This is a genomic window from Hydrogenophaga sp. L76, assembly GCF_057654755.1.
Map to the genome: position 1 here is coordinate 1,042,537 of NZ_CM172807.1, position 13,001 is coordinate 1,055,537.

Genomic DNA, 13,001 nt, shown 5'->3' on the forward strand with positions numbered 1-13,001 from the left:
GGCTTTCACCCACCCCTTCCAACCCACCAGCTTCGACTGCATCCAAGGACCACCCGATGAACTTCGATTACACCGACAAAGTCAAAGACATGCGCGAGCGCCTGCTGGCGTTCATGGACGAGCACATCTACCCGAACGAAGGCCGCTTCTTCGCCGAGATCGCTGCCAACCGGGCCAAGGGCAACGCCTGGATTCCGACCACGATCATTGAAGAACTCAAGCCCAAGGCCCGGGCGGCCGGTCTGTGGAACCTGTTCCTGCCGAGCAGCCCGCGGGCACCTGAGGGCCTGACCAATCTGGAATACGCGCCTTTGTGTGAAATCATGGGCCGCGTACCGTTCGCGGCCGAAGTGTTCAACTGCTCCGCGCCGGACACCGGCAACATGGAAACGCTGGAACGCTACGCCAGCGAATCGTTGAAAGACCAGTGGCTCGAACCGCTGCTGAAGGGTGAATTCCGCTCCGCCTTCCTGATGACCGAGCCCATGGTGGCCTCATCGGACGCGACCAACATCCAGTGCAGCATCGTTCGCGACGGCGACGAGTACGTGATCAATGGTCTCAAGTGGTGGTCGTCGGGCGCGGGCGATCCGCGCTGTGCGGTCTACATCGTCATGGGCAAGACCAACCCCGACGCTGCGCGCCATTCGCAGCAATCCATGATCGTGGTGCCGTCCAACGCCAAGGGCATCACCGTGGTGCGCCCGCTCTCCGTGTTCGGCTACGACGACGCTCCACACGGCCACATGGAAGTGCTTCTCAAGGACGTGCGCGTGCCCGTGGACAACCTCTTGCTGGGTGAAGGCCGCGGTTTCGAGATCGCGCAAGGCCGCCTCGGCCCGGGCCGCATCCACCACTGCATGCGCTCCATCGGCGCCGCCGAACGCGCGCTCGAACTCATGTGCAAACGGCTCAACAGCCGCGTGGCCTTCGGCAAACCGGTGTCGGCGCAGTCGGTGTGGCACGAGCGCATTGCCGATGCGCGTTGCCGCATCGAAATGGCGCGCCTGCTCACGCTCAAGGCGGCCTACATGATGGACACCGTGGGCAACAAGGTGGCCAAGGCCGAGATCGCGATGATCAAGGTGGTGGCACCCAACATGGCCTGCGACATCATCGACATGGCGATCCAGGCCCACGGCGGCGGTGGCGTGAGCGACGATTTCCCGCTCGCCTACAGCTACGCCAACCAGCGCACGCTGCGCCTGGCCGATGGCCCGGACGAGGTGCACCGCCAGTCGATCGCCAAGCTGGAACTGGCCAAACACATGGTCGTCAAGAGCGACGTAGAGATGCCCGTCACGCGCGGTTGCTGATCCCTCGCGCCAGTCAAAACCTCAGCTGCGCAAACAGGTGCAGCGCGCGGGCGCTGAGGTGTTCAAAAACATCCCGTGCATAGCGTACGGAGGGACTGTCGCCCGGTCGATCCAGCAGGTGACCTTCCAGCACACCCCCTGCCCCCACGGCCCTGGCCCGGAGCCCGGAGCCCGGAGCCCGGAGCCCGGAGCCCGGAGCCCGGAGCCCGGTAGGCCAGCATGTGCTCGGTGACCCACTGAGTCAACCCGTCGAGTTCCAACTTGGTCGAACCGGCACGCAAGGCATTCTTCAGTCGTTCAAACATGGCGCAACGAACTCCCGTAAAGTGCAGAAGTTGTCGGCTCCCCCAAATAGAAAGCACCTGAAATGATCGATGTCTATTCATGGCCCACACCCAACGGGCACAAAGTCCACATCATGCTGGAGGAATGCGGGCTGCGTCTGGGTCGCGACTGGCAGGTCCATCCCGTCAATATCGGGCAAGGCGACCAGTTCCAGTCCGAGTTCCTGAGGATCAGCCCCAACAACAAGATCCCCGCCCTGGTGGATCCCGTTGGCCCTGATGGCAAACCCATCAGCCTGTTCGAATCGGGCGCCATCCTGCTGTACCTGGCAGCCAAGACCGGCAAGCTGCTGCCGCGAACGGACCGACAAAAGTTTGAAGTCCTGCAGTGGTTGATGTTCCAGATGGGTGGTGTGGGCCCCATGCTCGGCCAGGCGCACCATTTCCGCATCTACGCGCCCGAGAAGATCGGCTATGCCGTGGACCGCTACACCAACGAGGCCAAGCGTCTGTATGGTGTGATGGACAAACAACTGAGCAGCCGCAAATTCATCGCCGGCAACCAGTACACCGTGGCCGACATCGCCATCTTCCCCTGGCTGCGCAGCTGGCAGAACCAGGGCATCGACTGGGCCGATTTCCCCAGGCTCAAGAACTGGTTTGACCGCATCGCAGCGCGGCCCGCCGTCCAGCGCGGCGTCGCCGTGCTGGCCGACGCCCGCAAACCCCTCACCGACGACCGTGCGCGCGATGCGCTGTTTGGAAAAGATCAGTACAAAAAACGATGAATCCCGGCCGCATCCGCCGGGGCACCTCTTTTCGCAGGGTATACTCGACAGCTTAGTCGGAGCGTAGCGCAGCCTGGTAGCGCATCTGCTTTGGGAGCAGAGGGTCGCGAGTTCGAATCCCGCCGCTCCGACCATTCATCGAAAAACAAAAAGGCCCACTCTGTGGGCCTTTTTTGTATCAGCAGACCGGCATCATCTGCCCGTAGCTCAACCGGATAGAGCAGCTGCCTTCTAAGCAGCAGGTCGGGGGTTCTTATTTCGGGTTTTTGTAGTTGCGTATTACAATATGTCCGGATCAACCTCTGCGTGGCGTTAGCTCAGTTGGATAGAGCAGCGGTCTTCTAAACCGCAGGTCAGGGGTTCGATTCCCTTACGCCGCACACTTTTCTCCAATGAGAGCGCTACTCTCGATCTCTTCCTTGCTTCTTTCCAGACGAGCGTTGGGGGGTCTTTGTAGTGTGCAAGATGGTTGCATATTTGGTCGATGACGGCTATCTTCGTTCCAGTTGCATGCTTAGACTGTTATGTACAGGAACGTCAGCCTTCGAGAAAGGACGGTAAAAGGCCGTCCAACTTGGGTCTTGCTGGGGCCGGACGGCAAGCCCGTTGCGGCCTTCGATGCGTTTGCTCATGCGCTCCGCAACGATCCAAAGAACACCGTCAATGTTGAATTCCACGCAATCCTGACCCCGGCTTTCCATCCAATATTGACCCCACCTGTTGGGGTGTAGCCGAGCTACGCGTCTGTGGATAAGTCTACCGCTGGTGCATCGGCTTCTCCTTTCTCAGTCGTGCCGTTCTGGGCCGTCCGGGGCTTCTTTCTCGGGCCTGTCTTTGCTGCAGCGCTGGAGTGTTTGAACCGCCAGCTTTCATTGCCTGTCTCCACGATGTGGCAGTGGTGGGTCAGCCGGTCCAGCAGCGCCGTCGTCATCTTCGCGTCGCCGAACACCTGGCTCCATTCCCCGAAGCTCAGGTTGGTCGTGATCAGTATGCTGGTGCGCTCGTAGAGCTTGGAGATCAGGTGGTGTTGGCGCCGACCGAAAACTGAGCCACTTTTGAGGGTAGTGCCGACCCAAAACTGAGCCAGGTGAACAACCTACTCTGCTGTTTTTATGTGCAGCAGAGGACAAGGAGTGATCACCATGGACATGATTGGCAGGATCCGGCATTTGCATGCCCGGAAGAACAAATCGGAGCGCGAGATATCGCGCATGACAGGGCTCTCGCGCAACACGGTGGCGAAGTGGTTGCACGGCGAGGTGGACGGCCCGCCGAAGTACCGGCGCGGCGAACAGCCCAGCAAACTCACGGCGTTCCATGACGCACTCAGGCAGGCCTTGAAGGCCGATGCACGTCGGCCCAAGCACGAGCGGCGCACGGCCAAGGCGCTGTACGCCGAGATCAGGCGCGCGGGCTACGAGGGCGGGTACACGCGAGTGACCGACTTCATCCGGGCATGGCGCCAGAGCGAGGGTCAGGGGTCTGCGGGCAACGCCTTCGTGCCGCTGACCTTCGAGCTGGGCGAGGCCTTCCAGTTCGACTGGAGCGAGGAAGGCATGGTGATCGGTGGCATCTACTACCGGGTGCAGGTCTCACACATGAAGCTGTGTGCTTCACGGGCCTTCTGGCTGGTGGCCTACCCCAGCCAGGGCCACGAGATGCTGTTCGATGCCCACACCCGGTCGTTCGCGGCACTCGGCGGTGTGGCCCGACGCGGCATCTACGACAACATGAAGACCGCTGTAGACAAGGTCAAGAAGGGCAAGGGTCGCATCGTCAACGAGCGCTTTGCCACCATGTGCGCGCACTACCTGTACGACCCGGACTTCTGCAACGTGGCCAGCGGCTGGGAGAAAGGGGTGGTGGAGAAGAACGTGCAGGACAGCCGTCGGCGCATCTGGATCGACGCGGCCAAGATCAAGTTCGGCAGCTTCACCGAACTCAACGCCTGGCTGGGCCAGCGCTGCCGCGCGCTGTGGGACGAGGTGCGCCACCCCGAGCACACCCAGTTCAGCGTGGCCGAGATGCTCGAACACGAGCGCGCGCACCTCATGCCCATGCCGGTGCCGTTCGACGGCTACGTCGAGAAACCCGCGCGGGTCTCCAGCACCTGCCTGGTGTCGGTGGCGCGCAACCGATATTCCGTGCCGTGCGAACGGGTCGGCCAGTTGGTCAGCACACGGCTGTACCCGGGCAGCGTGGCCATCGTGGCCGACGACACCATCGTGGCGCGCCACGAGCGGCTGAGCAACGCGGGCGAGACCCGGTACGACTGGCAGCACTACATCCCGCTGCTGCAGAGGAAGCCCGGTGCCCTGAGGAACGGCGCGCCCTTTGCCGACATGCCCGAGGCCCTGCAGCGGCTGCGCCGAGGGCTGCTGCGCAACCCGGGTGGCGACCGGGTGATGGCGCAGGTGCTGGCCATTGTGCTCAGCGCCGGTCTGGACGCGGTGCTGGTGGCCATCGAGCTGGCACTGGAGAGCGGTCCACCGGGCAAGGTCAGCGTGGAGCATGTGGTCAACGTGCTGAACCGGCTCAACGCGCAGCCGATACCGCCCACGGCGGCCACACTGTTGAAGGTGAGCACGCCGCCGCTGGCGAACACGGCTCGCTACGACAGCCTGCGTTCGGACACCGTGGGCAACATTGTGGGAGTGACCACCGAAGGAGCCGGCCATGAAGACTGATGTGCTGGTCGAACTCAAGGCACTGCGCCTGCACGGCATGGCCGGGGCGTGGGCCGATCTGGTCGAGCAAGGGGGTGGTAAGGGAGGCGGTGTGGGCATCGAGTCCTCGCGCTGGCTGATCGAGCACCTGTTGCAGGCCGAGGGCACGGACCGCGCGATGCGCTCGGTCAGCCACCAGATGCACGCGGCGAAGTTCCCGGTGCACCGCGACATGGCGGGCTTTGACTTCGAGGTCTCGCCGGTGGACCGCAAGCTGGTGGAGACTCTGGCCACCACGGCCTTCACCGACGAGGCGCACAACGTGGTGCTGGTGGGCGGGCCGGGCACAGGCAAGACCCATCTGGCCACGGCCATGGGCGTCTCGGGCATCACCCGGCACGGCAAGCGGGTGCGCTTCTACTCCACGGTCGATCTGGTCAACGCACTGGAGCAGGAGAAGGCCCAAGGCAAGGCCGGGCGCATCGCAGCCAGCCTGCTGCGCATGGACCTGGTCATTCTGGACGAGCTGGGCTATCTGCCGTTCAGCCAGGCCGGCGGGGCGTTGCTGTTCCACCTGCTGAGCAAGCTGTACGAACACACCAGCGTGATGATCACGACCAACCTGGACTTCGCAGAATGGTCCAGCGTGTTCGGCGACGCGAAGATGACCACCGCGCTGCTGGACCGTCTCACTCACCACTGCCACATCGTGGAGACAGGCAACGAGTCGATCCGTTTCAGTCGCAGCACAGCTGCAGCCAAGAAGCGTATCAAGGCCCGCGAGCAGGCGCGAAAGAATACCTCGACGCAGGCTGAGCCCGACCCATTCTGAGCAAGTGCCGTGCTGTGCAAGCCGCTACAGGCTACGCCCTGCGCGGCTTGCACAGCGCCTTCAACACAACAACAAGGAGATCGCCGAACCAGGACAGCACCTACACTTATCCACAGCCGACCCCACAAAAGTCGGCTTCCACCCCTGGCTCAATATTCAGTCGGCACGGTGGCTCAAATTTGGATCGGCGCCGACAGGCTTGGCTGATCGAGCACGCCACCCGCTGCGACACCGTCGTGCGGCTACAGACCGGCGATCCTGGCCTGTACGGCGCGCTGATCGAGCTGGTGCAGCCGCTGGACGCGGCGGGCGTCACCATCCAGGTGGTGCCGGGCGTGTCGTCGGCCATGGCCAGCGCGGCCGCGGCGGTGGAAAGCTTGACGCTGCCCGAGGTGACGCAGACCGTGATCTTCACCCGCGTCGAGGGCCGCACGCCCATGCCCGAGGGTGAATCGCTGCGCGAACTGGCGGCGCACCACAGCACGCTGTGCATCTTCCTGAGCATCACCTTGCTGGGCAAGGTGTCGGCCGAGTTGCTGGCGGCGGGCTGGTCGCCCGACGCACCCGTGGTGGTGGTGCACAAGGCCAGCTGGCCGGGCGAAGAAAAAATCGTGCGCGGCACGGTCGTCACCATCCAGGCCCTGTGCCGCGACGCAAAAATCGCCAGCCAGTCCATGGTGATCGCCAGCCCGACGCTGGGGGCCAGGCAATGGACCACCCTGGCCAAGTCCAAGCTGTACGACGCCAGTTTCACCCACCGTTTCCGGCGCGCCAGCGTGCCCGCTTCAACCCTCACATCGGACGTTCGATGAACACTGAAACCATTCTGCTGGTGGGCCACGGCTCACGTGAAGCCTCGGGCAACGACGAAATCTTTGCCTTCGCCGAGCAGTGGCGCCAGCGCCAGCCGGGCTGGCGCATCGAGGTCTGCTTCATCGAGTTCTCCGAGATCACCATGAGCGAAGGCCTGAGGCGTGCCGCCACCGGTGCCAGCCGCGTGATGGTGGTGCCGCTGATCCTGAACGCGGCGGGCCACGTGAAGATGGACATCCCTCAGGCCATCGACGGCGCCCGCCTCAAGTTCCCGCTGGTGCAGTTCCTGTATGCGCCGCACCTGAGCGCCTGCGACCCGATCCTCGCCATCCTGCGCCGCCGCCTCAAGGGCGCGATGCAGGCGCTCGACATGCCTGACCCCACCACTACCGGCGTGGTGGTGCTGGGGCGCGGTTCGTCGGACCGCCAAGCCAACGGCGACATGGCCAAGATGGCGCGCTGGCTGCTGGAGGAAACCGACCACGAGCTGGTGGACCTCGCGTTCACCGGCATCACCCACCCCCGTCTGGAAAAAACTGTGCAGCGCCAGAGCCTGCTGGGGATGAAGCAGGTGGTGGTGTTGCCGTATTACCTGTTTAACGGCACGTTGGTGGAACGCATCACCCGCCAGGTAGAACACCTCAAGAGTCAGTACCCGATGTTGCGTTTTGCCTCCACCAAGTATTTCGGGTTCGAGAAGGAAATTTTCGAGTTGCTGGAGCAGCGCGTAAACGACATGCGGCGCAACGCGCCGGTCGCGCTGATGCCTTGCGACGGCTGCAAGTACCGCAGCTTTGCCGAAGAACACGGCATGGGCGGGCACCACCACGACGACGCGCACGACCATGCTCACCCGCATGAGCACCCCCACGCACCTGAACACGCGCATGCCCATGACCACGAGCACCCCCATGACCATGCCCGCGCCTGATACGGCCAACGTCGTCACCGAGCAGCTCACCGCCGCTGGCCGTGCCATCGAGCACGACTCGTTTGCCGTGATCGACCGCGAGGTGCTCTCGCACTGCTACACGCCCGGGCAGTGGCCCATCGTGCGTCGCATGATCCACGCGAACGCCGATTTCGACTTCAACGGCCTGACCGACTTCCACCCCCAGGCGGTGGAGCAGGGGCTGGCCGCGATCCTGTCGCGGGCGACCCGCGTGGTGGCCGACGTGGAGATGATCTGTGTCGGCCTATCGGCGCCGCGCCTGGGCCACTTCGGCATGGGCACGCACCAGTTCATCTCAGACCCGGACGTGATCGAGCAGGCCAAGGCCGAGGGCACGACCCGCGCGGTGCAGGCCATGCGCAAGGCACACCGACTGGGCCTGATCGACGGTGCCATCGTCGGCATCGGCAACGCGCCCACGGCGCTGATCGAGATCGTGCGCCTGATCCGGGATGAGGGCGTGCGCCCTTCGCTGGTAGTGGGTATGCCTGTGGGCTTTGTGTCGGCGGCAGAGTCCAAGGATCTGATGGCGCTGGAGACCGAGGTGCCCTGGATCGTGATCCGTGGCCGCAAGGGCGGCTCCACCCTGGTGGTCGCCGCGATCCACGCGCTGCTGGGCCTGGCCGAAGCCAGGGAGCTGGCCGCATGATGAAAAAAGACGCGCCCCGCGGCACCCGCACCGGTTTCACGACCGGTGCGTGTTCCGCTGCGGCGGCGCGCGCGGCCGCCATCGGCTTGGTCACGGGTGCGGTGCCTGGCGAGGTCGAGTGCCTGCTGCCCAATGGCGACCGGGTGACCTTCGCCGTTCAGGACGGCCGGGTGGAGGGCAGCGGCACCCAACGGACCGCCCACGCCATGGTGATCAAGGACGCAGGCGACGACCCGGACTGCACCGACAAGGCGCACCTCACTGCCGACTTGCGCTTGCTGCCCGAGCAGCCCGGCCAGGTGGTGCTGGCGGGCGGTGTCGGCGTCGGCACTGTCACCATGCCCGGCCTCGGCCTGGCGGTGGGTGGCCCGGCCATCAATCCGGTCCCCCGCCGCAACATCGAGGCCAATGTGCGCTTGGTGGGGCAGGGCCTGCTGGACGAGACGGGCCTGGAGGTGCGCATTTCGGTGCCGCAGGGCGAGGTGATGGCGAAGAAGACGCTGAACGCGCGCCTGGGCATCCTGGGTGGCATTTCCATTCTGGGCACCACCGGCATCGTCAAGCCGTATTCCACCGCCGCCTACCGCGCCAGCGTGGTGCAAGGTGTGCAGGTGGCGGGCACCCTGGGCCACGGCGTGGTGGTGCTGACTACCGGCGGGCGCACCGAGAAGTTCGTGATGGAAGAAATGCCCGAGCTGCCCGAGCCGGCGTTCGTGCAGATGGGCGACTTTTTGCGTTACGCCATGGGCGCGGCGGTGAAGGCCGGGTTGAAAAAGGTCGTCATTGGCGGCATGGTCGGCAAGCTGACCAAGATCGCCCAAGGCGAAACGATCACCCACGCGGGGCGCGCCGAGGTTGACACCGGTCTGCTGGCCGATCTGGCTGCCGGCGTTGGCGCGCCGCCCGACGTCTGCGAGGCCATTCGCGGCAACGAAACGGCGCGCTACGCCGGTGAACGCATGGATGCGCTGGGCTTGGGCACCGCGTTTCACACCGCGCTGGCACGCAAGGTGATCGAGACCCTGCGCACGCGCTACCCCGACCAATTTGAACTGCAGGTGCTGGTCTGCGATTTCGATGGCAAAAAAATAGCGGAGGCTTCTTGACCCTTGACCCTGTGATTGAAAAATGCCGAATCCTCGGCGTGCTGGACGATGGGATCGTCAGCCTTGGCGCCAAGGCGCTGGAGCATCTGAGAGCGGCCCAACTGGTGATTGGTGGCGCCCGCACGCTGCAGATGTTCGCGGCGCACATAGAGCCCGCTGCGGTCCAGCGCGACCTGACCGGTGCGCTGTCACAGGTGCCCGAGTGGATCCGCGCCGCACAGACCCAGGGCCAGCGTGTGGTGGTGCTCGCCACGGGCGATCCGCTGTGCCACGGTATCGCTGCCTTCCTGGCGTCGCGGCTGTGCATCGAGACAATTGAGGTCATTCCCAATGTCTCGACACTGCAACTGGCTTGCGCCCGCCTGGGCCTTCCCTGGCAGGACATGAAGTTCTCGTCCGTGCACAGCAAGGACGCAGGCGACTGGGTGCCAGGTTCGCCGCCCGGTCACGGCCTGTACGCGCTGCTGCGCGACATCCGCCAGCACGACCGCCTGGCCATCCTGACCAGCCCGGACAACACGCCAGACCGCATCGCCCGCATGCTGGTGGCCGAGGGTCTGGCCGATGACTTCGAGATGGCGGTGGCCGAACGCCTTTGCCAGTCCACAGAGCGCATCGTCAGCGGCATGGCCATCGGCGCGGCTGCGCAGATGCCCTTTGCCGACCCCAACGTCGTGCTGCTGTGGCGCAGCCGCCTGCGCGCGCCGCAGGTGCTGCTGGGCCTGCCAGACGCGAGCTTCGAGCAGCGCCACCCCGAGAAGGGGTTGATCACCAAGCACGAGGTGCGGGCCGTATCGCTGGCACGTCTGCAACTGCGCGCCGACAGCGTGGTCTGGGACATCGGTGCGGGTTCGGGCTCGGTCGGACTGGAGGCGGCACGCCTGTGCCGAAACGGCCATGTGTACGCGATCGAGAAGAACGCGGACGACGCAGCCATCGTACAGCGCAACCGCCTGGCCATGGGCATCAGCAACCACACCCTGCTGCATGGCAAAGCGCCCGAGGGCCTGCAGGACTGGGCCGACCCGGACGCGGTGTTCGTGGGCGGTTCGGGCGGTGAGCTGGCCGAGTTGATCACGCTGGTCCTCCAACGCCTGAAACCGCAGGGCTGGCTGGTGATGAACTTCGTGACGATTGAAAACCTGGGGGTGGCCGTGGCCGCATTGAAAGAGCAGCGCGCGACCTGGGACGTGCTGCAGCTGCAGGCCTCGCGCAGCAAGCCGATCCTACACATGCACCGCATGGCGGCGGAGAACCCGGTGTGGATCGTCTGCGCGCAGGCCGGAGGTGTGGCATGACGCAAGCTGGCACGCTGTTTGGCGTCTCCCTCGGCCCCGGCGACCCGGGCCTGATCACCCGCCGCGCCTGGGCGTTGCTGGAACGGTGCGACACCATCTGGACCTACCCGGTGCGCAGCCTGCGCAAAGAGAGCTACGCGCTGGACATCGCGTTCCGCGCCGGCCTGTCCTTGCCCGAGCGGCACCAATCGTTGCTGTTCCCGATGACGCACGACGCCGAAAAGCTGGCGCGCCACTGGTTGAAGGCGGCCGAGACGGTGCGCGAGCTGCTGGCCAGCGGGCAGGACGTGCTGTTTCTGGTCGAAGGCGATGCCTCCACCTACGCCAGCTTCTGTTACTTGGCCCGCGTGCTGCGCGAACTGGACGACGATGCCCGCATCGAGATCGTGCCCGGTGTGACCTCGTTCAACGCCGCCTGCGCGCGGTTGCAGGTGCCGCTCTCCGAGCAGGACGACACCATCGCCATCGTGCCCGCTGCCTACGGCATCGCGGCAGTGGAGAAGATGCTGGCCGACTTCGACACCCTGGTGCTGATGAAGGTCAAGCCGCTGCTGGACGATCTGATCGACCTGCTGGAGCGGCGCGACCTGCTGCCGCACAGCCGCTTCATCGAAAAGGCCGGCTCGCCATTGGAGCGAATCGTCACCGACGTGATCGAGCTCAAAGGCACGAAGGTCAACTACCTGTCGCTGCTGCTGGTGAAGAACCCCGGACGCGAGCGCGGCGAAATGCAGCGTGGCTGCCGCAAAAAAACCAGCACCGAAATCGAAGAAGAGGAAACCCAGGAATGATCACCCCCGAAACCGCTGTGCGCGTCGTCCTCGTGGCGATCACCAAACACGGAGCCCAGCAGGCCGCCGAACTGGCGCGCCAGATGCCCGGCGCCGGCGTGTGCGTGGCGGACAAGTTCTCGCCGCTGATGGCAGGCCTGCCCAATACGGTGAAATCCTACAGCGGCGCTTTCCGCGACGAGATCGCCACACTGTTCGCAGACTTCGACCAGGTGGTTTTCTTTGTGTCGCTGGGTGCCGTGGTTCGCCTGATCGCGCCCCATCTCAAGAGCAAAGACGAGGACCCCGGCGTGCTGGTGGTGGACGACGCGGCGCAGTTCGTGATCCCGGTGCTGTCGGGCCATGTGGGCGGTGCAAACGCCATGTCCGAAACCGTGGCCGCCCTGCTCGGCGCCACACCCGTGGTGACGACCGCCTCGGACGTGGGCAAGACCATCCCCGTGGACATCCTGGGCCGCGAACTGGGTTGGAAGGTCGAGGCGCCCAAGATCAATATCACCCGCGTGTCGGCCCACGTGGTCAACGGAGAGCCTGTTGCCGTGGTGCAGGAAGCGGGCAGCCCGCACTGGTGGACCCGCCCTACGCCGCTGCCATCCAGCATCCACCGCTTCGAGCGCCTGGCCGACGTGGACCTGGCGCACTTCAAGGCTGTGCTGTGGATCACCCACGCGCCTGTGACGGACGCGCACTGGGCCGAGCTGCACGAGCGCCTGGTCGTTTACCGCCCGCCGGTGGAGACGCAGGCGTGAACGTGGCCGTGGGCCTGGGTTGCGACCGCGGCACGCCGCTGGTCACGCTGCAGGACGCGCTGCGGGCGGCGCTCGCGCAGGCCGGGGCGTTGGCCCCGGATGTGGTGGCAGCGGCCAGCATCACGCTCAAGGCTGACGAAGCGGGCCTGCTCGCCCTGGCCGCCGAACAAGGCTGGGCCATGGCGTTCTACGCCCCTGCCCAGCTCGCCGAGGTGCCGGTGCCCAACCCGTCGGAGACCGTGCGCCAGTACACCGGCACGCCCTCGGTCAGCGAGGCCGCGGCCCTGCTGGCAGGCGCCCGAGCGCTGGGCCATGAACAGGCTTTGCCTATGACCGCCTTGCTGGTCGAAAAATTCAAATACCGTGGCGCCGATGGGCGCCACGCCACGGTTTCCATTGCCCGCTGTGACAGTTTTCTTTTTCTCAACCCTGAATGGAGCACGCCATGAATTCATCCACCACCGCCCCCATCGCCGCCGCCCAGCGCGTGAGCGCCACGCGTAGCCTGCTGCTGCAACTGTCCGCTGGTGCCGCGCTGGGCCTGGTCGTCCTGTACGGCGTGGCTTTTGCTGAAAGCCCCATCGCGCACAACGCCGCGCACGATGTGCGCCACGTCACGGTCAAACCCTGTCATTAAGAGAGTCACCCCCGCCGCGCTTCGCGCGACCCCCTCAAGGGGGCAACGCGTGTGGCCCGGCAAAGCCGGCTCCACCGCGTTCCCGGTTGGGGCAACTAGGGCGTTTCGGATCGCGCGGCC

13 protein-coding genes, 2 tRNA genes and 1 pseudogene are annotated in these 13,001 nt (G+C 65.1%); 15 read left to right on the top strand and 1 reads right to left on the bottom strand.

The annotated features are described in order from the left end of the window. Positions 1-56 precede the first annotated feature (56 nt). The 4 genes from AC23D4_RS04945 (at position 57) to AC23D4_RS04960 (ending at position 2,768) form a co-directional block, all read left to right on the top strand. The gene (locus tag AC23D4_RS04945; protein WP_472890536.1) at positions 57-1,316 is read left to right on the top strand and encodes an acyl-CoA dehydrogenase family protein; all 1,260 of its coding nucleotides are present in this window, start codon (positions 57-59) and stop codon (positions 1,314-1,316) included. 367 nt (positions 1,317-1,683) lie between these two features. Continuing rightward, positions 1,684-2,388, top strand: coding sequence for a glutathione binding-like protein (locus AC23D4_RS04950; protein ID WP_472890537.1), 705 nt, complete (start codon positions 1,684-1,686; stop codon positions 2,386-2,388). Between the two features lie 57 nt (positions 2,389-2,445). Next, positions 2,446-2,522, top strand: a tRNA-Pro gene (locus AC23D4_RS04955). Positions 2,523-2,694: 172 nt separating this feature from the next. Next, positions 2,695-2,768 (top strand) — tRNA-Arg (locus AC23D4_RS04960). A 356-nt stretch (positions 2,769-3,124) separates the two neighbouring features. On the opposite strand, the pseudogene AC23D4_RS04965 reads toward AC23D4_RS04960, so the two are convergent. After that, positions 3,125-3,412, bottom strand: a pseudogene (locus AC23D4_RS04965) (ATP-binding protein); the annotation flags it as partial. Between the two features lie 118 nt (positions 3,413-3,530). Between AC23D4_RS04965 and istA the strand changes: the two are divergent. Genes istA through AC23D4_RS05020 form a run of 11 tightly spaced genes read left to right on the top strand, consistent with a single transcriptional unit; the run spans position 3,531 to position 12,881 of the window. Continuing rightward, a complete protein-coding gene (istA, locus tag AC23D4_RS04970; protein WP_487623627.1) occupies positions 3,531-5,075 on the top strand; it encodes an IS21 family transposase in 1,545 nt (514 codons plus the stop codon). Then, positions 5,065-5,886 carry an IS21-like element ISThsp19 family helper ATPase IstB gene (gene istB, locus AC23D4_RS04975; RefSeq protein WP_487623626.1) on the top strand — a complete coding sequence of 274 codons (822 nt, stop codon included), beginning with the start codon at positions 5,065-5,067 and terminating at the stop codon, positions 5,884-5,886. The genes istA and istB overlap by 11 nt, the downstream gene beginning before the upstream one ends. Before the next feature lie 14 nt (positions 5,887-5,900). Next, complete coding sequence (locus AC23D4_RS04980; protein WP_487623699.1) at positions 5,901-6,698, top strand: cobalt-precorrin-4/precorrin-4 C(11)-methyltransferase; 798 nt, start codon at positions 5,901-5,903, stop codon at positions 6,696-6,698. Beyond that, positions 6,695-7,630, top strand: coding sequence for a sirohydrochlorin chelatase (locus AC23D4_RS04985; protein ID WP_472890510.1), 936 nt, complete (start codon positions 6,695-6,697; stop codon positions 7,628-7,630). Before AC23D4_RS04980 ends, AC23D4_RS04985 begins: the two co-directional genes overlap by 4 nt. Beyond that, positions 7,593-8,300: a precorrin-8X methylmutase gene (locus tag AC23D4_RS04990; RefSeq protein WP_487623700.1), complete on the top strand. Its 708-nt coding sequence runs from the start codon at positions 7,593-7,595 to the stop codon at positions 8,298-8,300. The genes AC23D4_RS04985 and AC23D4_RS04990 overlap by 38 nt, the downstream gene beginning before the upstream one ends. Further along, on the top strand, positions 8,297-9,406 hold the full coding sequence (locus AC23D4_RS04995; protein ID WP_472890509.1) for a cobalt-precorrin-5B (C(1))-methyltransferase: 1,110 nt from the start codon (positions 8,297-8,299) through the stop codon (positions 9,404-9,406). The genes AC23D4_RS04990 and AC23D4_RS04995 overlap by 4 nt, the downstream gene beginning before the upstream one ends. Then, positions 9,403-10,704, top strand: a complete 1,302-nt coding sequence (cbiE, locus tag AC23D4_RS05000) for a precorrin-6y C5,15-methyltransferase (decarboxylating) subunit CbiE (protein WP_472890508.1) — start codon at positions 9,403-9,405, stop codon at positions 10,702-10,704. Before AC23D4_RS04995 ends, cbiE begins: the two co-directional genes overlap by 4 nt. Then, on the top strand, positions 10,701-11,495 hold the full coding sequence (gene cobI, locus AC23D4_RS05005) for a precorrin-2 C(20)-methyltransferase (RefSeq protein ID WP_472890507.1): 795 nt from the start codon (positions 10,701-10,703) through the stop codon (positions 11,493-11,495). The genes cbiE and cobI overlap by 4 nt, the downstream gene beginning before the upstream one ends. Beyond that, entirely contained in the window at positions 11,492-12,244 is a 753-nt protein-coding gene (locus tag AC23D4_RS05010) for a cobalamin biosynthesis central domain-containing protein (protein ID WP_472890506.1), read from the top strand. Before cobI ends, AC23D4_RS05010 begins: the two co-directional genes overlap by 4 nt. Next, positions 12,241-12,693, top strand: a complete 453-nt coding sequence (locus tag AC23D4_RS05015; protein WP_472890505.1) for a cobalamin biosynthesis protein — start codon at positions 12,241-12,243, stop codon at positions 12,691-12,693. Before AC23D4_RS05010 ends, AC23D4_RS05015 begins: the two co-directional genes overlap by 4 nt. Further along, entirely contained in the window at positions 12,690-12,881 is a 192-nt protein-coding gene (locus AC23D4_RS05020; RefSeq protein WP_472890504.1) for a CbtB domain-containing protein, read from the top strand. The genes AC23D4_RS05015 and AC23D4_RS05020 overlap by 4 nt, the downstream gene beginning before the upstream one ends. The last annotated feature ends 120 nt before the right edge of the window (positions 12,882-13,001 follow it).

Excerpts from the sequence above, each read along its gene's own strand:
- AC23D4_RS04945 (WP_472890536.1), top strand. The coding sequence starts at position 57 with ATGAACTTCGATTACACCGACAAAGTCAAAGACATGCGCGAGCGCCTG.
- AC23D4_RS04950 (WP_472890537.1), top strand. The coding sequence starts at position 1,684 with ATGATCGATGTCTATTCATGGCCCACACCCAACGGGCACAAAGTCCAC.
- istA (WP_487623627.1), top strand. The coding sequence starts at position 3,531 with ATGGACATGATTGGCAGGATCCGGCATTTGCATGCCCGGAAGAACAAA.
- istB (WP_487623626.1), top strand. The coding sequence starts at position 5,065 with ATGAAGACTGATGTGCTGGTCGAACTCAAGGCACTGCGCCTGCACGGC.
- AC23D4_RS04985 (WP_472890510.1), top strand. The coding sequence starts at position 6,695 with ATGAACACTGAAACCATTCTGCTGGTGGGCCACGGCTCACGTGAAGCC.
- AC23D4_RS04990 (WP_487623700.1), top strand. The coding sequence starts at position 7,593 with ATGACCACGAGCACCCCCATGACCATGCCCGCGCCTGATACGGCCAAC.
- AC23D4_RS04995 (WP_472890509.1), top strand. The coding sequence starts at position 8,297 with ATGATGAAAAAAGACGCGCCCCGCGGCACCCGCACCGGTTTCACGACC.
- cobI (WP_472890507.1), top strand. The coding sequence starts at position 10,701 with ATGACGCAAGCTGGCACGCTGTTTGGCGTCTCCCTCGGCCCCGGCGAC.
- AC23D4_RS05010 (WP_472890506.1), top strand. The coding sequence starts at position 11,492 with ATGATCACCCCCGAAACCGCTGTGCGCGTCGTCCTCGTGGCGATCACC.
- AC23D4_RS05020 (WP_472890504.1), top strand. The coding sequence starts at position 12,690 with ATGAATTCATCCACCACCGCCCCCATCGCCGCCGCCCAGCGCGTGAGC.